Origin of the sequence: Pseudomonas fluorescens, from assembly GCF_000730425.1 — a bacterium.
GTDB lineage: Bacteria > Pseudomonadota > Gammaproteobacteria > Pseudomonadales > Pseudomonadaceae > Aquipseudomonas > Aquipseudomonas fluorescens_X.
Map to the genome: position 1 here is coordinate 1,531,273 of NZ_CP008896.1, position 19,312 is coordinate 1,550,584.

A 19,312-nucleotide genomic window follows, 5' to 3' on the forward strand; every position below is an offset into this window, starting at 1 on the left:
ACCAGGTGGCTACCGCCTCCCACGAAATGAGCGCCACCGCCCAGGACGTCGCCCGTAGCGCCGCCCAGGCGGCACAGGCCGCCCGCGATGCCGATCAGGCCACCCGCGAAGGCCTGACCGTGATCGACCGCACCACCACCAGCATCGGTGACCTGGCCGCGGACATGAGCACGGCCATGGCCCAGGTCGAAGGCCTGGCGGCCAATAGCGAGCAGATCGGCTCCGTACTGGAGGTGATCCGCGCGATTGCCGAACAAACCAATCTGCTGGCGCTCAATGCCGCCATTGAGGCCGCCCGCGCCGGCGAGGCCGGGCGTGGGTTCGCAGTGGTGGCAGACGAGGTGCGCAACCTCGCCCGGCGCACCCAGGAGTCGGTGGAAGAAACCCGCCAGGTCATCGAGCAATTGCAGAACGGCACCCAGGACGTGGTGAGTTCCATGAGCAACAGCCATCGCCAGGCCCAAGGCAGCGTCGAACAAGTGGGCCAGGCTGTTACCGCATTGCGCCAGATCGGCGATGCGGTGACCGTGATCAGCGACATGAACCTGCAGATCGCCAGCGCCGCCGAGCAGCAAAGCGCAGTGGCCGAGGAGATCAACAGCAACGTGGCGACCATTCGCGACGTGACCGAGTCGCTGTCGGGCCAGGCCAATGAATCGGCGCGGGTCAGCCAGACCCTCAACCGTTTGGCCAATCAGCAGCAAGGCTTGATGGATCAGTTCCGGGTTTGACGGCGATTTAGAACGCCGTGGGCCGGGCTCTGTACGCAGCCAGCTCACAACTCCAGAGTTCCAGCGCTGGCTGGCTCGACTGTGGCGGGCCGAGCCAGGTGCTGATCCAGTGACAACGCTGGTTGAAACACAATTGATAATCCCCCGCCTCGGGGGCTCGCCCCAGACGCAGGGGCTGCAAGGGTGGCAATTGGCGCCGGTAATGCCAACTGCCCTCGCGCAGTTCGGCGCCGTCCGGGATTTCCATGCCAGCCCCGGAACCCTTGACCCGCGCCTCACCCAGCACCAGCCCCGCAGGCGTAACGCGATAATCCTCCTCCCAGCGCACCCTCTCAATCGTATGCGTCCAGGCCAGGGTGAAGGCCGGCGTGGGAACGTGTGCCCACACCGTGCCTGCCAAGCCCAGACACAGACCGATCACGCAGCAGCCACCTGGGCGCGGTGGGCGCGCCAGCAATGCTGGGCAATCACCAGCGCTGCCAGGCCAAAGCCGATTTCATCGCTTAACGGCGTCGCCAGGATCAGGCTGGCCCCGGCAGCAAAGCCCAGCACCCGTTCCCACCCGCTCAACCGGGCCTGTAAGTAACCGGTAAACACCGCGCCCCAGATGCCGACAGCCAGCAGCGCCTTGGCCACCACATACACCGTGGCGAGCAGGCTATCGCCCTGTAGCATCAGCGCCGGTTCGTACACCGCCATGAACGGCACGACAAATCCGGCCACGGCGATACGGATCGCCCACAGGCTGATCTTCAGGCCACTCGCCCGGGCAATCGGTGCCGCCGCGAAACAGGCCAGCGCCACCGGCGGCGTGAGGTCGGCCATGATGCCGAAATAGAACACGAACATATGCGACACAATCAGCGGAACCCCCAAGTCCAATAGGGCCGGGGCGGCGATCGAGCTGGTGATGATGTAGTTGGGAATGGTCGGGATACCCATGCCCAGTACCAGGCAGGTGAGCATGGTGAGCACCAGCGAGAGGAACAGATTGTCCTGGCCAATGGCGAGGATGTAGCCGGCAAAGGTGGAGGCCACCCCGGTCAGCGACACTACGCCGATGATCACTCCCACCAGGGTGCATGCGATACCCACTGGCACCGCATGACGCGCGCCTTCCACCAGCGCATGCAGGCACAGGGCCAGGGTGTCGCGGCCACCTTTGACGAACCAGCACACCGCCACCAGCAGCGCTACCACTGCGAACACCATACCGATACCCAACCGGAAGAAGCCTGCGCACAGCAGGCCCAGGACGATCCAGAAGACAAAGCGCATGGCCGTGGACGAAACCCGCAGGATGATTGCCGAGCCGAGAATCACAATGGACGTCAGCGCCAGGCCGACCATGCCGGAAAACAAGGGGGTGCGCCCGGAGAACAGCAGATAGACCAGCACGAACAGCGGAATCAGCAGGTACCAGCGCTGCTTCACCGCCGCCCAGGGGTTCGGGCATTCGTCCTTGGGCAGGCCACACAGGTTGGAACGCCTGGCTTCCAGATGAACCATCCAGAACACCGAACCGAAGTACAGAATGGCCGGAATCAGCGCGGCCTTGGCCACCTCGAAGAACGGTACGTTGATCGTCTCGGCCATGATAAAGGCCACCGCGCCCATGATCGGCGGCATGATCTGGCTGCCCATCGACGAGGTTGCCTCCACGCCGCCGGCAAACGCCGGTTTGTAGCCAAAGCGCTTCATCAACGGGATGGTGAACTGGCCGGTGGTGACCACGTTGGCCACCCCCGAGCCGGTGATGGTACCCATCAGCGCCGACGACACCACCGAAACCTTGGCCGGGCCACCGAGCTTGTGGCCGAACAGGCCCATGGCGAAATCGGTGAACAGCTTGATCATCCCGGCCTGTTCGAGGAACGCGCCGAACAGGATAAACAGGAAAATGTACGTGGCCGATACATAGGTCGGCGTGCCATACAGCCCCTCGGTGCCAAAGGCCAACTGGTTGACGATCTGATCGATCGCGTAGCCCCGGTGCATCAGGTCGCCCGGCAGGTATTGGCCGAACAGCCCGTAGCCCAGAAACAGCGCGCAGATCAGCGGCAGGGCAACGCCCATTACCCGTCGCGCAGCTTCAAATACCAGCACGATCAGCAGCAGGCCGACGATCATGTCGCCGCCCGTCAGGTCGCCGGAGCGTTGAATCAAGTCACCTTCGAAATACCACTGGTAGAACGCCGTGGCCATGCCGGCAAGCCCCAGCAACCAGGCCATCGGCCGCCGGGGTTGTGCCTTGCCCCACGCCGGAAAACACAGAAACACCACCAGCAGCACAAAGCCCACATGCACCGCGCGCAGTACCTGGCTGGATACCGGATGGAAGGCGGCGGTAATGATCTGGAAGGTGGAAAACAACAACGCAACATAAAACAGTGCTCGGGGCCAATCCCTGGGATTGGCGGCGAGGCTTTGACCTTGCTCACTCATGGAGGTACTCCCACGTTACAACGTCGATAGGCCAACAAAACCTGGCGTACGGTGTACGCAGGCTTCATGGGCAGCCCTGGCACGTGTGCGCAGCAACGGACGCTGCCGCTACAGGGCGCCTACTTCCGTGTAGAAGCGCTCGGCGCCCGGATGCAGTGGGATCGGCAGCCCCTTGGCCGCCCCTTCGAGCTTGATATCCTTGGCGGCCGAGTGGGCGTTGCCCAGGCGATCGAGGTTGTCGAACATGAGCTTGGTCATCTGGTAGGCCACGTCATCGGCCACTCCGTCATGACTGACCAGGATGTTGGTGATCGCCACCGTCGACACATCGCTGTCCTGACCCTCATAGGTACCCGCCGGGATCGTGCCCGCCTGGTAGGCCGCGTTGTCGATCCTGGCGATGACATCCGCAGGAATGGCAACGAAGGTGATCGGCAAGGTCGCGGCCAGGTCGCGGATCGCCGCCATGCCCAGGCCCGAGGACTGCAGGGTGGCGTCCAACTGCCGGTTCTTGATCAGCTCGACCGACTCGGCGTAAGGCAGGAACTCGACCTTGCCCATGTCTTCGTAGCTCAGGCCTGCGGCCTTGAAGATCGCGCGGGCGTTGAGCTCGGTGCCGGATTTTGGCGCACCGACGGAGATGCGCTTGTTTTTCAGGTCGGCCAGGGTAGCGATCCCGGACTCCTTACTGGCAACGATCTGGATGTAGTTCGGATAGGTGCCGGCAATCGCCCGCAGTTTTTGCAGCGGGGCCTTGAAGCCGGCGTCTTCTACCCCCGTCCAGGCATCGGCTACCGAGTCGCCGAGGGCAAAGGCCAGCTCGCCGCGGCCGGCTTGCAGCAGGTTGAGGTTTTCCACCGACGCCTTGGTGGCCTGCACCGAGGTCTTCGCCCCTTGGATGCCGTTGCTGTAGAGCTGCGACAAGCCCACACCAATCGGGTAATACACCCCGCTGGTGCCGCCCGTCAGCACGTTGATAAAGGTTGGGGCAGCGAGTGTCGCCGTACTTGCAGCAAAAGCTGCGGCAGCAGCAAACACGCGCAAACGCTTGGTCATTCGCATGGGAGTCACCTTTTATCTTTCTTATTAGGTACCGAGCAAGCGAGTGCCCGGATGGCAAGAGCCCTGGCAGATGCAATGCGTTGCAAGCGAAAAAACCTGCTCGGCATGGCCAGCCAGGTGGCTGTTATAAGCGAAATTGTCTGGCCAGGCGTTACAAGAAAAGCCTTGTTGCAAATCCCTGCGCATCGACAGCAAGGTGCCAATCAGACCTGGCGTCGGGGTAACTCGATCAGTACCTTGAGCCCCCCAAGCTCACTCTCATGCAACTGCAACGTGCCGGCCCATACCTCGACGATATCCCGCACGATCCCCAACCCCAGGCCATGGCCATCGGTCTGTTCGTCCAGGCGCGTACCGCGGCTGAATACCTGACTGCGCTTGGCCTCGGGAATCCCCGGCCCGTCATCCTCGACCTGCAACAGAAAGCTGTGGGGCGCCTCGTCAATGCTCAAGCGCACCTGCGCATCCGCCCATTTGCAGGCGTTGTCCAGCAGGTTGCCCAGCAGTTCCAGCAAGTCCTCTCGGTCCCACGGCAGATGCAAGCCGGGGCGCACGTGGTAGCTCAGGTCCAGGTGCTCGCCATGGATCATGTTCAGGGTCGCCAGCAGGCCCGGCAGTTCGCTGTCGCAGTCGAACAGCGCGCCGGGCAGGGTCTCACCGGCAAGGCGCGCGCGGTTGAGTTCGCGGTTGAGCCGTTGCTGCACCTGCTCCAATTGCTCGCGCAATAGTTTGGCCACTTGCGGGTGGTCCTTGAGCGGCTCGCTGGAAGCCACGCTCAGTAACACCGCCAATGGGGTTTTCAGGGCATGGCCAAGGTTACCCAAGGCATTGCGTGAGCGCTTGAGGCTGTCTTCGGTATGCGCCAGCAAATGGTTGATCTGCGCCACCAGTGGCTCCAGTTCCAGCGGCACCTGGGTGTCCAGTTGCGAGCGCTGGCCTTGCTGCAATTGCGCAATCTGTTCACGGGCGGTTTCCAGTGGGCGCAAGGCCCGGCGCACGGTGACCCGTTGCAGGACGAGGATCAGCAGCAACGCCGCCAGCCCGAGGACCAGGCCGACCTGGCGCATCAAGAGAAAACTTTCCCTGACCGGCGTGTAGTCCTGAGCCACGCTGATGGAAATCGACTGGCCAAAACGCTTGTAGTCCGAGCGCAGGACCAGCAATTGTTGGCCTTCCGGGCCCAATTGCAGGTTGCCCTGCAAACCCGCCTGGGGCAGTTTCGGCAGTTCCTGGTCCCACAGTGAACGGGAGCGCCAGTGGTTGTCGCTGAAGTCGATGCGGAAATAATGCCCGGAAAACGGGCGCTGATAGGCCGGAGACAAGCGCTGTTCATCCAACTGCACGCCGACAGGACCACGCACCAGGGCCACCAGCAGGTTTTCGCTGTCGTTGCGCAGACCGGACTCCAGGTAGCGCTGCAAGCCCATTTCGAACAGCCACAGGCTGGTTTGCGCCAGCACCAGGCCAACGATCACCATCACACTGATCAACCCCAGGCTCAAACGTCGCTGGATCGACCTCATGTGGCACTGGCGCCAAAGCGATAACCCTGGCCGCGCCGGGTTTCAATCACGTTGCGACCCAACTTGCGCCGCAGATGATTGACGTGGACTTCAAGGACGTTGGAGTCGCGCTCGGTCTCACCGTCGTACAGGTGCTCAGCCAGATGGCTTTTGGACAGGATCTGCTGCGGATGCAGCATGAAGTAGCGCAGCAGACGAAACTCCGCAGCGGTCAGTTGCACCTCGGCCCCGTCGCGCACCACGCACTGGCGGCCTTCATCCAGGTGCAAGCCCGCCGCCTGCAAGGTCGGCTGGTTGGCCTGTCCATGGGAACGGCGCAGCAATGCCTGGATACGCAGGTACAGCTCCTCGGGGTGGAACGGTTTGCTCAGGTAATCATCGGCCCCGGCCTTGAGCCCTTCGATACGCTCGGCCCAGGAGTCACGGGCGGTGAGGATCAATACCGGGGCCACCAGTGCGGCGGCGCGCCATTGATTCAGCACCTCAAGGCCCGGCAACCCAGGCAGGCCGAGGTCCAGGATGATCAGGTCGTAAGGCTCGCTGCGCCCCTGATACACCGCATCGCGACCGTCCGCCAGCCAATCCACTGCATAGCCCTGGATTTTAAGCCCGGCCATCAATTCATCGGCCAGAGGCACGTGGTCTTCCACCAGAAGCAGGCGCATCAGTCGTCTTCCTCGTCTTTGAGCAGCGCGCCGGTGGCCGCGTCCAGTTTGATTTCCCGTACTACGCCGTCATTGGTCACCAGCTCCACCTCATAGATGTAACTCTCCTCTTTGCTCTCAAGCTCAGCCTCCAGCAACCGAGAGTCGGGGTGACGTGCCATCGCCTGCGACAACAGGTGCTCAAGGGGCAGTATCACCCCTTGCTGGCGCAGCGCCAGGGCTTCATCCTGATTGAGGTCCCGGGCAGCCACCACCGAGCAAAAGGCCAGGAGCACCAGCGCCAGTCGACTGCCGGAGCGTAGATTTACCTTCATTACGTATCCTGATGATCTGTGAGAACTTGCCCGGTGACGGCGTCCAATTCCACATCCCACTCGACGCCTTGGGCATCGCGCAGGTCAACCTGGTAAATATACTTGCCGTACTCCTGCTCCAGTTCGGTTTCATGCACGGTGCCCCCAAGGTGTTTGGACAAGGCGGCAGTATTGAGCTTCTCGAAGGGCAGGATAGTACCAGCGTCACGCAATTTCAGCGCCTCATCCGGCCCCAGGTCCCGCGCCTGGGCCAGGCCGGTGGTAAGGGCGATGATACTGGCGCCGACAATTGCTGTGAGGGTTTTCATGATGATTCTCCATTTCACAATGTTTTGCCTACGGCCCTCACAGTACGGGTCGCAACTTAACTGAAACTGAATTGCCACCATGGCAATTGTCCCACGACACCTTGCCAGCCCCCGGGGAAGATTTCCTATACTGCCCTGCTCGCCTGCACAGAGATCGGTATGACGGCCATCCACATCAAGTTCCCAGCCCTGACGCTCAAGGCTGGCCAGCGCGCCTTGACACGCATTCGCGAACAAGGCCTGGAGCCTCAAGACGTGGGCATTCTGCCCGGCGCCGCCGGTGGCCCCAAGGCCTTGGGCATCCAGGGCCTGGACCTGGCGCTGTTCGGTGACTGGCTGGCACGCGCACCTCGCGAGCGCTCGTTGATTGGTGCATCCATCGGTTCCTGGCGGTTTGCCAGCGCCTGCCTGGCCGACCCGGTGCAAGGTTTGCTCGACCTGGGCCGCCTGTACAACGAGCAACGCTTTGCCAAGGGCGTGACCATGGCCGAAGTCAGCCAGAGCTGCCAGCGCATGCTGGATGACCTGCTGGCCGGGCGCGATGCGACGTTGTTGGATAACCCGCACTACCGTCTGAATATAGTCGTGGTCAAAAGCCATGGGCTGCTGGCCGACGATCATCGTGGGCGCCTGGGCCTGGGCCTGTCTTCGGTGATCGCTGACAACCTGCGCAGCCGCACGCGCCTGTCCCGGCATTTTGAGCGGCTGATCATCCACGACCCGCGCCGGGCGCCACCGCTGCACCCGCTCAAGGATTTCCCTTCGCGCTTCCTCAACCTGGAACTGGGCAACCTGCGCCAGGCATTGCTGGCGTCAGGCTCGATCCCCATGGTGATGCAAGGCGTGCGCGACCTGCCAGGCGCCGGTGTCGGCACCTATCGCGATGGCGGCCTGCTGGACTATCACCTCGACCTGCCCTACTACGGCGATGACATCGTGCTGTACCCGCACTTCACCGATCGGGTCATTCCCGGCTGGTTCGACAAGAGCCTGCCGTGGCGACGCAGCGACCCTCAGGGTTTGCGGAACGTATTGCTCGTGGCCCCCTCACGGGACTACCTGGCTCGCCTGCCCTACGGCAAATTGCCAGATCGCAGCGACTTCAAGCGTTTTATGGGGGATGACGCCCGGCGCAATCATTACTGGCAAACCGCGATGAGTGAAAGCCAGCGGCTGGGCGATGAGTTCCTCGAACTGGCCGATAACGGCCGATTGGGTGAACGCCTGATTGCTCTCTGAGTTATAAAATCATTATTTTTCGCAATAAATTATTTCAATTCGATAATAATGCAGTGGATTGGCATCCTATTCACTATCACCCCATTGATAGCACGACGCCACTGGGATTACCGAAGCCAAACTGTTGTTATTGAAAAATGGAAAGATCAGCCGTTCTAAACTCGAAACCCTGAACGAGCCCAGGCCTTGGACTGTGCTGGCTGGCCCTCGGGCAGCCCTGTAGGACACTGATAAACCTAACGCGGACTTCCCCTATGAAACCCATGAAACGCCTGGGGCTTTGCACGATTACCCTGATTGCCGGCGGCTGCAGCAACGGCAGTTACTCCCCATCCTCGTACAACTTTTATGAGCCAGGCACACCGTTCGGCAACCGCTACGGCTCCTCTCTCCCGCTGGATACCGCCTGCCCCAAACGTGGTTGCGATAACAACAAGTTGTTCTTCAATCCAGCCCATCAAGAAACAACGTTGGAAAGATACAACCATGAATTCTAATCGAAAAAAAATGTACGGCCTTGGCCTGTTCCTGCTGCTGGCAGCAGGCCAGGCAGGTGCGCAAGACTTGCCCAATCTCTCGCTTCTCACTCGCTATGGCGTCACCGAGGAGCAGTTGCCAGCAGCCCCTGCAGAACTGGCACTGACAAGTGAACCGACGAAAAGCCACTTTGAAATACAGCCTGAGCGGCCCTTGATCCGGCTGGAGAAAAACGGCGGCCTGGTATCTGAAACCACTGGCAATATCAGCATTGATAACGCGACCGCCCAAGACCAGGTGCGGTGTGCTCGTGCGCAAGCGGAGCTGACGCGCCGAGGGACGCAGAACTCGTTGGCATGTGAGGATCGGGCCAAGGTCAGTACAACGGTGTGGTCCCGGGAATAACCGTGCTTTACACACGCCGCCAGATCGCCTGATAAAACAGGTTAGAATGCGCACCCAGTCGCTCGCCTGAGCCCGTCAAGCACTCACCCGGCACTGACAATCGCACACAGCCCCAGAAACTCCTGCCTTACAGGTCATACCTTGGAAATTTTCAAAGAGTTCACATTCGAATCCGCCCATCGCCTGCCCCACGTCCCCGAAGGCCACAAGTGCGGGCGCCTGCATGGTCATTCCTTCAAGGTGGCCATTCACCTGAGCGGCGACCTTGATCCGCATACCGGTTGGATCCGTGACTTCTCGGAGATCAAGGCGATTTTCAAGCCGCTCTATGAGCGTCTCGACCACAACTACCTCAACGACATCCCCGGCCTGGAAAACCCTACCAGCGAAGTGTTGGCCAAGTGGATCTGGAACGAGTTGAAGCCGCTGCTGCCGGAGCTCAGCGCCATTCGTATCCACGAGACCTGCACCAGTGGCTGTATCTATCGCGGTGAGTAAGTCCTTGGGTTGAATACGCAGGCTCTGCCGCCAATGTAAAGCAAGCTTGACATGCAAGGCCAGCCCTCATAATGTAAAGCACCCTTTACTCAAGGAGCTTCGCATGCCAATCAAACGCTACCTGATGGAATTTTTCATCGCCCTGGCCGCCTATGTGGTGGCCGTGCTCGTCAGTACCCACTTCCTGGCCGATGCCCCGCAAGGCGCAGGAAAAGTCGCACTGGCCCTGGTTCCAGTCATTCCACTGATTGCCATGGCAGGCGTGGCGATCCGTCAATTGGGGCGAATGGATGAAATGGGCCGCAAGATTCAATTGGAAGCCCTGGGCATCGCCTTCATCTGCACGGCACTGATCACCTCCAGTTATGGCTTCCTGGAAACCGCCGGGTTGCCACGCCTGTCGATGTTTTTTGTATGGCCGATCATGGGCGGTATCTGGGCACTGGCCACAGTGATCGGCGCCAGGCGTTATCGATGAACAACCTGATGCGCGAACTGCGCACTGAACGGGGCTGGTCCCAGGCCGACCTGGCGGCGCACCTTGACGTGTCGCGCCAGACCGTCAACGCCATCGAGACTGGCCGCTACGACCCCAGCCTGCCGCTGGCCTTCAAAATAGCCAGGCTGTTTGAACGGCCGATCGAGGCGATCTTTGAGGCGCCCTCGGAATAAGGGTTTGCGCTCCAGGATCACAGCGATTAAAACAGGCTTCGCCGCCACTCAAGGAATTGAACCATGGAATCCACCTGGCTGGCCCAGGCCAAACGCTTGCAGGCGTTGGCCTCCACCGGGCTGCACTTTTGCACCGATGACTTCGAGCGTGAACGCCTGGAGGAGATCGCCCATATTGCCCACAGTATGCTCGCGCAGTTGGGGCAAGTACCTCTGGAGCGCATTACCGGCCTGGTTTCGGATTTCGCCCAGCGTTATTCAACGCCCATGATCGATGTGCGTGGTGCACTGATTGAAGATGACCGGATCCTGCTGGTGCGCGAAGCAACGGATGGCTGCTGGGCCTTGCCAGGGGGCTATGCCGATGTCGGGTTGTCGGCCGCCGAAAACATCATCAAGGAACTTCGTGAAGAAGCGGGGTTAAGTGTCACCGCGCAGGCGCTGTACAGCGTGACCCACAAAGCCAAGGGCCTGTATCGGCCCGACGTGCGCGACTTCTACAAGTTGTACTTTCTCTGCGAACGCGCCGACCAGGCCGCCCCCATGGCAGGTTTTGAAACCACCGACGTCGGCTTCTTCCGCCTCGACGATCTGCCACCGCTGTCACGCGGGCGCACCATCGAGAGTGATCTTGAAGCCGCTTTCGCCTTTCACCGCGGCGAAATCACCCAGACGCTGTTCGACTGACACGGTGATCCATTTTGTATCACCGCTGCACCGCTTTCGCGCCTGACAGGGCACATCCGACAAGCAATCCCCCTTTCCAGCCCTCCCCCTCCTACAAACACCGTGCAACCTGCACAGCGCCCACCGTGCACCCATCACTGCCCGGTAGTTGGCACGCCCGCTGCAACAGGCCCTGCGTCACTCACAGGGGTACGGCACATGACGCAGAACGAACCGGGCAATGATTACCCTCTCAGCGAAGTGCCCATGCATGCACGCAAGGGCCTTGGCTCCACGGCCATGGTGTTGCTGGGCTTCACCTTTTTTACCGCGACCATGTTTGCCGGCGGCAAGCTGGGGGTGGCCTTCAGTTTCACCCAGATGCTCGGTGTCGTGGCCCTGGGTAACCTGCTGTTGGGTATCTACGCCGCAGGCCTGGGTTACATCGCCTTCAAGAGCGGCTTGAACTCGGTACTGATGGGGCGTTTCTGCTTCGGTGAAGTGGGTAGCAAGTTGAGTGACCTGATCCTGGGTTTCACCCAGATTGGCTGGTACGCCTGGGGCACCGCCACGGCAGCCGTGGTGCTGGGCAAATATTTTGAACTGGGCCAGGGCAGCGTGCTGACGCTGATGGTGCTGTTTGGCCTGGTGTTCTGTGCCACGGCCTACGTGGGCTACCGTGGCCTGAAAATCCTCTCTTACATTGCAGTCCCGGCCATGGGCCTGCTGCTGTTGCTGTCGATGTGGGTGGCCACCGTAAAAGTCGGCGGGCTTGAAGGCTTGCTCGCGGTGGTGCCCAGCGGCGAATTGGATCTGTCCACGGCCATTACCCTGGTGTTCGGCACCTTTGTCAGCGGTGCGACCCAGGCCACCAACTGGACGCGGTTTTCCCGCTCGGCCAAGGTGGCGGTACTGGCCAGCCTGATCGGCTTTTTTATCGGTAACGGCCTGATGGTGCTGATCGGTGCCTACGGCGCCATCGTCTATCAACAGCCGGATGTGGTGGAAGTGTTGCTGCTGCAAGGTTTCGCCATGGCCGCAATGGCCATGCTGCTGCTCAATATCTGGAGTACCCAGGACAACACCATCTACAACTTCGCCGTCGCCGGCTGCAACCTGCTGCGCACCAGGCGCCGCAAGACCGTAACCCTGGTCGGCGCCGTCATCGGCACCCTGCTCGCCTTGCTGGGCATGTACGACATGCTGGTGCCCTACCTGATTCTGCTGGGCACCGTGATTCCACCGATTGGCGGGGTGATCATGGCTGATTTTTTCTATCGCTATCGCGGTCGGTACCCTTGGCTGGCGGATGTGCGCTTGCCAGCGTTCAATTGGCCGGGGCTGATGGCCTATGCAGTCGGTACGGTGCTGGCGTTCAGTTCGCCGTGGGTCGCGCCGCTGGTGGGGATTATCGCCGCAGCAGCTACCTACATCGTACTCACCGCCGTCCTGCGGGTACGGGCGCCATTGGCCGACGCCCAGGCATGAGCCTGACCGTCGCGGATGTGCTGGCCCTGCCGGGACTGGAGCCCATGAGCCTGCGTGCTGGCAGCGCAGGCCTGGTTCCTCGACAATGGTAACCTTGTGGCTGCTGCCCTGCGGTTGGCGGTCCACCGCGACACCCTGACCCACCGTGTCCAACGTATCGAAGCCCTGTGCGGGCTGTCGCTGGACAACCCCAATGACCGTCTGGACATCGGCGTCGCGCTGATGATCTGGCGGCTGTCTGCCTGATTGCTTTTTGCCCAAGAGGAACGTGCCCATGCATATCATCAATGCCCGCCTGCGCAACCGTGAAGGCCTGCATGATCTGCACCTGGAACATGGCCGGATCGCCAGCATTACCCCACAAACCGCCCCGCCGTCCCTGGGGCCGGACGACCTGGATGCCGCGGGCAACCTGGTGGTGCCACCGTTTGTCGAGCCGCACATCCACCTCGACGCCACCCTCACTGCCGGCGAGCCGCGCTGGAACATGAGCGGGACGCTGTTTGAAGGGATCGAGTGCTGGGGCGAACGCAAGGCCACCATCACTCAGGAAGACACCAAGGCCCGTGCCAAACAGACCATTCAGGCCCTCGCGGCCCATGGCATCCAGCATGTGCGCACCCATGTCGACGTCACCGACCCGGACTTGACGGCGCTCAAGGCCATGCTCGAAGTGCGCGAGGAGAGCGGCCACCTGATCGACCTGCAGATCGTGGCGTTTCCTCAGGAGGGCATCGAGTCCTACCGCAATGGCCGTGAGCTGATGGAGGAAGCCATTCGCCTCGGCGCCGATGTGGTGGGCGGCATTCCCCATTTCGAGTACACCCGCGACCAAGGGGTCAGCTCGGTCAAATTCCTCATGGACCTGGCCGAACGCACGGGCTGCCTGGTCGATGTGCATTGCGATGAAACCGACGACCCGCACTCGCGCTTTCTGGAAGTGCTGGCCGAAGAGGCCCGCAGCCGCGATATGGGCAGTCGGGTTACCGCCAGCCACACCACGGCCATGGGTTCCTACGACAATGCCTACTGCGCCAAACTGTTCCGTCTGTTGGGGCACTCTGGCATCAGCTTTGTCTCCTGCCCCACCGAAAGCATTCACTTGCAGGGCCGTTTCGACAACTTCCCGAAACGCCGGGGCGTGACCCGCGTCAACGAGCTGTTGGAAGCCGGCATGAACGTGTGCTTCGGCCAGGATTCCATCGTCGATCCCTGGTACCCACTGGGCAACGGCAATATTTTGCGGGTGCTCGAAGCCGGGCTGCATATCTGCCATATGCTCGGCTACAGCAACCTGCAAAAGGCCTTGGACCTTGTCACCGACAACAGTGCCAAAGCCATGGCCCTGGGCGACCGCTACGGCCTGGAGCCCGGGCGGCCGGCCAACCTGCTGATCCTGTCGGCACACAGCGACTATGAAGTCATTCGCAGCCAGGGTCTGGCGTTGTATTCGATCCGTAACGGCAAGGTGTTGATCAAGCGCCAGCCTGCGCAGGTGACGTTTGTGTAACACGCAGGTCCAAGCGATCGGGTCCCAGCCCGGTGGGCCACTCACAGTGGCCCGCTGGCTAGCGCTGAGGGCCCGCCGGCCAGCGCTTCTTCCAACACCTGCAGTTGCCACTCTTGCCCATCTGCACCTCAGCCTTGAGGTGTTGCAGTCCCGAACAGACTGACACTCATCAACCTACCCGCCTGAACCTGCAAACGTACTGGCGCCGTGCCGCCCGGCATCACCACGGCAACCTCTCCCGCCTCGACCCAGCCCGCGCGCCATGCTGCACAGGCCACTGCGCAGGCACTGGTCCCGGAGGACGCCGTGGGCCCCTCGCCGCGCTCGAATACCCGGGCAATCACCCGATTGGCAGAGTCTCGAGCGGCCCATTGCAGATTGACCCCGGCAGCGCAGGGCCGACCATCACCTGCCGGAGGGGCAAAGGCAATCGCTCTCAGTTGCTCGAACAGCTCAGACTGGTGCATCTGCCGATTGTCCGGCAAACCCGATACATGCTCGACCAAGGTCACGCAATGGGGGTTGCCGATACGCACAAATTGACTGCGCGCCCATTGCGGGTTGATCGCAGCCAGTTCACTCACCCGGCAAGGCCCGGCGACGCCGAGCCCAATCGCCCCTACCGCCTGCGGCCCGAATGCCGGCCGCCCCAGTGCCAGCCAGAACCCCGAAACCTGCCCATAGACCGTCGGCTCGACCCAGGTTGCAACTGGCGATAGTACGTCGGGTTGGTCGTGGTGCACCCGCAGCTCGCAGGACTGGGTCATCAGGCCCGCATCTGCCAGGGACTGGGCAAAGATAGTCAAGCCATTACCGCTACGCTCGGCCAGGGAACCATCGGTATTGATGATCAGCAGGTCATAGGGCGGTGCAGTCTGGAACGGCCCGACCAGCAAGCCATCGCAGCGATAGACCTTGGCCCCGGTTGGACGCAGCGACGCCCCCCAGCCACATTCGGACGTTATCGCCGATGCTGCCCACCCCTGGCGTGTACTGGCGGCCTGGGCAGCACTCTCGGGGACGGCAACGCCCCGGCGGCGTAACAGAGCCGGGCTGGCCACACCGTAGATATTGCCGCGAGCGTCGTAGAACAGAGTCATTTGCAAGCCACCTCACATCCGGGAAAAGCGCCTGGCGATTGTGAGAGATGTCGGCGCTGGACACCACCTGCAGGAGTGGAGTGCATGAGCCTGGCAAAAATATCAGCGCGCCCTACACTCCTGTTTCCTCTGGATGAGCGTTCATCAGGCCAAAGTCCATGCGCAGTCGCCAAGGGAACCTGGCTCGCTCCACAGGGCCTGATGTGCAAGGATGTCGCGCCGGACATCGTTCGCTGAACGCAAAAACCAAGGACTTTCATGACTGCCATCCCCACCCCAGCGCCTGTGGTTCCAGGCCGCCTGGAACAAATGTCGACCCGTATCGCATTTTTTATTGCCGGCTTCGGCATTGCGGCCTGGGCACCGCTGGTGCCCTATGCCAAGGCCCGCGCACAGCTCAACGAGGGGACGCTGGGCCTGTTGTTGCTGTGCCTGGGTGTGGGGTCCATTATCGCCATGCCGGTGGCGGGCGCATTGGCATCACGCTATGGCTGCCGGCGCGTGCTCAGTGCCGGGACGATTCTGCTCTGTGTGGCGTTGCCGATGCTGGCCACCGTCAGCTCGATACCGTTGCTGATGGCCGGGTTGTTTCTGTTTGGCGCAGGCCTGGGTACGGTGGACTCCACCGTCAACCTGCAAGCGGTGATCGTTGAGCGGGCCAGTGGCAAGACCATGATGTCGGGGTTCCATGGGCTGTTCAGCCTGGGAGGGATTGTGGGGGCGGCAGGGGTCAGCGCGCTGCTGGGGCTGGGGCTGTCACCCCTGTCGGCCACCCTGGTGGTGATCGTGATTACCCTCGCAGCCCTGTTCAAGGCCGCCCCGCACCTGTTGCCCTATGGCAGTGAAAGCCGTGGCCCGGCCTTCGCCATTCCCCACGGGGTGGTGCTGTTTATCGGCTGCCTGTGTTTTATCGTGTTCCTGGCAGAAGGTGCCGTGCTCGACTGGAGCGCAGTATTCCTCAGCGATGAACGCGGCCTCGACGAAGCCTATGCGGGCCTGGGTTATGCGGCATTTGCCTTGACCATGACCATCGGCCGCCTGACCGGCGATGCCATTGTCCGGCGCCTGGGTGCCAAACGCGTGATTGTGATCGGTGGCTTGCTGGCAACCGCCGGCATGTTGCTCGCCACGCTACTCCCGGCGTGGGAAACCGCACTGCTGGGCTATGCACTGGTAGGCGCCGGCTGTTCGAATATCGTTCCGGTGCTGTACACCGCTGTCGGCAAGCAAAAGGTCATGCCTGAACATATCGCAGTGCCCGCCATTACCACCTTGGGTTACGCGGGAATTCTTGCAGGCCCGGCGCTGATCGGCTTTATCGCCCACGGCAGCAGTTTGAGCGTGGCCTTTGTATTGATTGGCGTACTCCTGCTGGGCGTGTCGATCAGTGGGAAAATACTGCGGGTGTAACGACCCCGGGGCGCTACAGGCTTTTGTTGTTTTCAAGCCAGCCATCAAGGTCTTTGTTGCTCAACCATCCCTTCTGGTAATGGCTGCCATAAAGGCGCCGCCAGCCAGAATGGATGCGTTCCAATGAGTTCAATAGCCTGGGACGGTCCACCAGGTTTTTTGACATGTACACCAGTTGTTCGCTGTACATCTTCTTTGGCAACCCCGTGGCCGGGTCCCGAATCACCGTGCCTTCCTTGTCGGTTTCATCCGGGTCCTTGCTGATTGAAACAAGCCTCTCTATCTGAACGTAGCCGACAGTCTCAAAAAAGCTTGTACGGTCCCGGGACCTGTCACGCAGCTCATCAAATGCCGCCCTGAAGGCCTGCACCAGCTCGACATTGGTCTTGGCGTGAAAAGGATCCGAGCTGAACGCATTGGGGTCGCTGTTGCCAAACATTCCCTGTACGGCCTTCGACAGGCTTTGCCGTGTAATAAAACCCTCCTCGTCGAGGATCGCGTCAATCAACCTCGGGCGCTGGACAAGTGCCCTGGCCAACAGGATGGCGTTATTGCGCGCCGGTATGTCAGTCATTTTTTCACCGGCAATTCGCCGTAGCGATGACAGCTTCAGTCCTTCATTTTTCATGAAAACTTTCCAGCACGGAAAAGTGATCACCCAGTGCCTTCACTAACTGGCTGTCTGGCAATTGGGTATAGGGGTTCATATGGGGGGTACGCGTCGACGGCGTGTTTCTCAGTTCCTGATGATGCAGCGTGACCTCATCGGGCGTGGCCCAGCGCAACGGGCGGCGAAAACCCGAAGATCGAATCGTACTGGGCAATGGTTGATTGTCGACGTGCCATCCACCCGGCGTGTTCTCGCTTGAAGCAGCATGAGCTTTCTGTTGTGCGTCATCCGGTATCGCATCATGGCGGCTCGTGATCTCGGGCCGCAGGAGAGGTACCCCACCGTCAATTGCCATGTTTCATATCCACCTTTTCTAGATCCGTACTCAGAGCGGCTACCACCCCTGTTACTGCAACGGAGGCTCTCCAACCAGCGCAAAGTATGTGGCCCGGCCCCCACATTGGTTCCGGGGCGGCCGATCAATTTCGATGACTGCATGTAAACAACGAACAGGACCTGGAGCGGCCTCGGTCCGACGTTCGAAGGGCACGACGCTGTCTATCTGGAAACACCCAGCAAGGCCTTTAGTGCATGGACCAATCCGGTTGTCATACCTGTCGTTTCCTGCACCGTGGCACCAGGCGTGAGAGTGGCCCGATGAGGAAGCAGGCCTTTGGCGAAATCATCCGCAGCCGGTGCCTTGAATGTGTACTGCCCGGGGAAAAACTTTGCTCGCTGGACTTCGCCCCCCTCCTCCACAAACATGTGCTGAGCCTGGGCATCGAGCCGTCGGCACTGCTCGCCATTGTCGCAGGTGGGTGCAAGAAGGGATTGCGGCAGGCCGGGAGTTTGAGTTCCAAACGACGTTGAAGTCATGTCAACACCCTCTCTTTGAGTGAAACTGCCGGCGTCATAAAGGCCGTCAGATACACGTTGTGTGGCAAACAGCGCAAAACAGTTCCTGACGATTGATGTAGCACAGGCGAGCCGGTAAAGCCGCGAAGAGCCCGCGGCCTTTTCCCGATGATGGAACACCTGTGCGATATAGAGGATTAACTAGGACAGCAGTTTACGTAGCGTCTGTCGGGTAATCCGACCGTCGTAGGGGTAACCTGAACTATTGTCCATTTGTTGCAAGAGGCTCGACCGGCTGACAACCTCTTTCGCCAGAAGGCTGAGTTGATCCTGTTGCACGTTGCCTGTCAGCGGACGCTGGGCCAAAGCACGCAGATCGGCGATCTTGATGGTTTGGCTCCAGAACCCGCCCTTTAACGTATTGAAGTTCTCCAGCATCGCACTGGCCAGTTGTTTGTCATCCTGGAACTTCAACGGATTGCTGGAACGTACAACGTCGTTGATATTCTGCCTGCTGAACCGACCGTCCAGTACGCCCGTGCGTCCGTCGCGATCCAGGGCGGTCATGAGTTCCGGCCGTTTCTCGATTTCCCTGGCCAACCTGATGTTCTGATCCATGGTCGGGTTGCCTGTCAGCGGTCTTGCAGCCATGTTGCTCAAACTTTGCCGCGTCACGTAGCCAGGGTTTTTCGGGTCCATGAACACGTTGAATTTGTCCAGCAGTTGTTGGGCCAACTGTTCATGACTGCGCTTTGAATAGTGCGGATCGGGCTGCTGGGGGAACGGCCTTGGCGGTGGGTTTCCATGGATCGGGTGCGGCCTGTGTGGCGGATGCCCATGGATCGGGTGCGGGCAATGCGGCAGGTGCCCATGATGGGGCGGCCTGGCCGGGAAGAAAAAACCTTTCATGCTGCCGAGAATGCCCCGAGCACCATCGCTCTGCGCCGTGGTTGCCTGGCTGGCCCCCTGGTCGCGGGCGCCCGCAGCGGCCTCTGCCAACGGCGGTGACCCGGCGAACACCGGTCCCGACTTACCCGCTGGCGCGCTGAAACTAGGGCCACTGGAAGGTGACCCGATAACCGCAGCCTTCACCTCCTTGGTGCTGGCCCCTTGCTGAGCCTCTTGATGTGTGCCGTCAGTTGGTAGATTGACAACAGGCTGATTGAACGCAGGTACCGACATAAATATTCTCCAGTGCGACTTGCTGACACGGTCCACTTCACACACTCAAGCACCTCGATAACGCAGTTATCACAAGGCACCCGTGCAGGGTGGGTTGACGGTGTGTGGCAGGCCTACGGAGTTCGGTTCCTGAAAGCGATGAAAGCCGCAAA

23 protein-coding genes and 1 pseudogene are annotated in these 19,312 nt (G+C 60.9%); 12 read left to right on the top strand and 12 right to left on the bottom strand.

Features of this window, described 5'->3' with window-relative positions; translation table 11 throughout:
- Positions 1-26: 26 nt before the first annotated feature.
- Positions 27-731 (top strand): methyl-accepting chemotaxis protein, encoded by a 705-nt coding sequence (locus HZ99_RS29520; RefSeq protein WP_404942451.1) that lies wholly within the window; start codon positions 27-29, stop codon positions 729-731.
- Between the two features lie 7 nt (positions 732-738).
- Here the strand turns inward: HZ99_RS29520 and HZ99_RS06435 are convergent, their stop codons facing one another.
- The 7 genes from HZ99_RS06435 to HZ99_RS06465 all read right to left on the bottom strand — a co-directional run bounded on the left by HZ99_RS06435 (position 739) and on the right by HZ99_RS06465 (position 7,048).
- Entirely contained in the window at positions 739-1,152 is a 414-nt protein-coding gene (locus HZ99_RS06435; RefSeq protein ID WP_038441903.1) for a DUF1850 domain-containing protein, read from the bottom strand.
- Positions 1,149-3,176 (bottom strand): TRAP transporter permease, encoded by a 2,028-nt coding sequence (locus HZ99_RS06440; RefSeq protein ID WP_038441904.1) that lies wholly within the window; start codon positions 3,174-3,176, stop codon positions 1,149-1,151. The genes HZ99_RS06435 and HZ99_RS06440 overlap by 4 nt, the downstream gene beginning before the upstream one ends.
- A gap of 108 nt (positions 3,177-3,284) precedes the next feature.
- Entirely contained in the window at positions 3,285-4,238 is a 954-nt protein-coding gene (locus tag HZ99_RS06445) for a TAXI family TRAP transporter solute-binding subunit (RefSeq protein ID WP_038441905.1), read from the bottom strand.
- Between the two features lie 203 nt (positions 4,239-4,441).
- The gene (locus HZ99_RS06450) at positions 4,442-5,761 is read right to left on the bottom strand and encodes a sensor histidine kinase (RefSeq protein ID WP_038441906.1); all 1,320 of its coding nucleotides are present in this window, start codon (positions 5,759-5,761) and stop codon (positions 4,442-4,444) included.
- Positions 5,758-6,426, bottom strand: a complete 669-nt coding sequence (locus HZ99_RS06455; RefSeq protein ID WP_038441907.1) for a response regulator transcription factor — start codon at positions 6,424-6,426, stop codon at positions 5,758-5,760. Before HZ99_RS06455 ends, HZ99_RS06450 begins: the two co-directional genes overlap by 4 nt.
- On the bottom strand, positions 6,426-6,740 hold the full coding sequence (locus HZ99_RS06460; protein ID WP_038441908.1) for a PepSY domain-containing protein: 315 nt from the start codon (positions 6,738-6,740) through the stop codon (positions 6,426-6,428). Before HZ99_RS06460 ends, HZ99_RS06455 begins: the two co-directional genes overlap by 1 nt.
- Positions 6,740-7,048, bottom strand: a complete 309-nt coding sequence (locus HZ99_RS06465) for a PepSY domain-containing protein (RefSeq protein ID WP_038441909.1) — start codon at positions 7,046-7,048, stop codon at positions 6,740-6,742. Before HZ99_RS06465 ends, HZ99_RS06460 begins: the two co-directional genes overlap by 1 nt.
- A gap of 159 nt (positions 7,049-7,207) precedes the next feature.
- Here HZ99_RS06465 and HZ99_RS06470 point away from each other — a divergent pair, with 159 nt between their 5' ends.
- The 10 genes and pseudogenes from HZ99_RS06470 (at position 7,208) to codA (ending at position 14,003) form a co-directional block, all read left to right on the top strand.
- Positions 7,208-8,287, top strand: a complete 1,080-nt coding sequence (locus HZ99_RS06470; protein ID WP_038441910.1) for a patatin-like phospholipase family protein — start codon at positions 7,208-7,210, stop codon at positions 8,285-8,287.
- 254 nt (positions 8,288-8,541) lie between these two features.
- On the top strand, positions 8,542-8,784 hold the full coding sequence (locus HZ99_RS06475) for a hypothetical protein (protein ID WP_144243157.1): 243 nt from the start codon (positions 8,542-8,544) through the stop codon (positions 8,782-8,784).
- 10 nt (positions 8,785-8,794) lie between these two features.
- Positions 8,795-9,169, top strand: coding sequence for a hypothetical protein (locus HZ99_RS06480; RefSeq protein ID WP_051903089.1), 375 nt, complete (start codon positions 8,795-8,797; stop codon positions 9,167-9,169).
- Positions 9,170-9,310: 141 nt separating this feature from the next.
- Positions 9,311-9,667: a 6-carboxytetrahydropterin synthase QueD gene (gene queD / locus HZ99_RS06485; protein WP_003190259.1), complete on the top strand. Its 357-nt coding sequence runs from the start codon at positions 9,311-9,313 to the stop codon at positions 9,665-9,667.
- A gap of 103 nt (positions 9,668-9,770) precedes the next feature.
- Positions 9,771-10,145, top strand: a complete 375-nt coding sequence (locus tag HZ99_RS06490; protein WP_038441912.1) for a hypothetical protein — start codon at positions 9,771-9,773, stop codon at positions 10,143-10,145.
- On the top strand, positions 10,142-10,339 hold the full coding sequence (locus HZ99_RS06495) for a helix-turn-helix transcriptional regulator (RefSeq protein WP_038441913.1): 198 nt from the start codon (positions 10,142-10,144) through the stop codon (positions 10,337-10,339). Before HZ99_RS06490 ends, HZ99_RS06495 begins: the two co-directional genes overlap by 4 nt.
- A gap of 63 nt (positions 10,340-10,402) precedes the next feature.
- The gene (locus tag HZ99_RS06500) at positions 10,403-11,026 is read left to right on the top strand and encodes an NUDIX hydrolase (RefSeq protein WP_038441914.1); all 624 of its coding nucleotides are present in this window, start codon (positions 10,403-10,405) and stop codon (positions 11,024-11,026) included.
- Between the two features lie 198 nt (positions 11,027-11,224).
- The gene (gene codB / locus HZ99_RS06505) at positions 11,225-12,493 is read left to right on the top strand and encodes a cytosine permease (RefSeq protein ID WP_038441915.1); all 1,269 of its coding nucleotides are present in this window, start codon (positions 11,225-11,227) and stop codon (positions 12,491-12,493) included.
- 66 nt (positions 12,494-12,559) lie between these two features.
- Positions 12,560-12,739: pseudogene (locus tag HZ99_RS06510) on the top strand (helix-turn-helix domain-containing protein); the annotation flags it as partial.
- A gap of 28 nt (positions 12,740-12,767) precedes the next feature.
- Entirely contained in the window at positions 12,768-14,003 is a 1,236-nt protein-coding gene (codA, locus tag HZ99_RS06515; protein WP_038441917.1) for a cytosine deaminase, read from the top strand.
- A gap of 128 nt (positions 14,004-14,131) precedes the next feature.
- Here the strand turns inward: codA and HZ99_RS06520 are convergent, their stop codons facing one another.
- Positions 14,132-15,103 (bottom strand): DeoR family transcriptional regulator, encoded by a 972-nt coding sequence (locus HZ99_RS06520; RefSeq protein ID WP_038441918.1) that lies wholly within the window; start codon positions 15,101-15,103, stop codon positions 14,132-14,134.
- 258 nt (positions 15,104-15,361) lie between these two features.
- On the opposite strand from HZ99_RS06520, the gene HZ99_RS06525 reads away from it, so the two are divergent.
- Complete coding sequence (locus HZ99_RS06525; protein WP_038441919.1) at positions 15,362-16,513, top strand: MFS transporter; 1,152 nt, start codon at positions 15,362-15,364, stop codon at positions 16,511-16,513.
- Positions 16,514-16,526: 13 nt separating this feature from the next.
- On the opposite strand, the gene HZ99_RS06530 is transcribed toward HZ99_RS06525, so the two are convergent.
- From HZ99_RS06530 to HZ99_RS29170, 4 genes are all read right to left on the bottom strand, one after another.
- Complete coding sequence (locus HZ99_RS06530; protein WP_038441920.1) at positions 16,527-17,141, bottom strand: hypothetical protein; 615 nt, start codon at positions 17,139-17,141, stop codon at positions 16,527-16,529.
- The gene (locus HZ99_RS28410; RefSeq protein ID WP_144243158.1) at positions 17,131-17,478 is read right to left on the bottom strand and encodes a hypothetical protein; all 348 of its coding nucleotides are present in this window, start codon (positions 17,476-17,478) and stop codon (positions 17,131-17,133) included. The genes HZ99_RS06530 and HZ99_RS28410 overlap by 11 nt, the downstream gene beginning before the upstream one ends.
- A 203-nt stretch (positions 17,479-17,681) precedes the next feature.
- Positions 17,682-17,999 (bottom strand): hypothetical protein, encoded by a 318-nt coding sequence (locus tag HZ99_RS06535; RefSeq protein ID WP_038441921.1) that lies wholly within the window; start codon positions 17,997-17,999, stop codon positions 17,682-17,684.
- A 180-nt stretch (positions 18,000-18,179) separates the two neighbouring features.
- Positions 18,180-19,196 (bottom strand): type III secretion effector protein, encoded by a 1,017-nt coding sequence (locus tag HZ99_RS29170; protein WP_235205569.1) that lies wholly within the window; start codon positions 19,194-19,196, stop codon positions 18,180-18,182.
- Positions 19,197-19,312 lie beyond the last annotated feature (116 nt).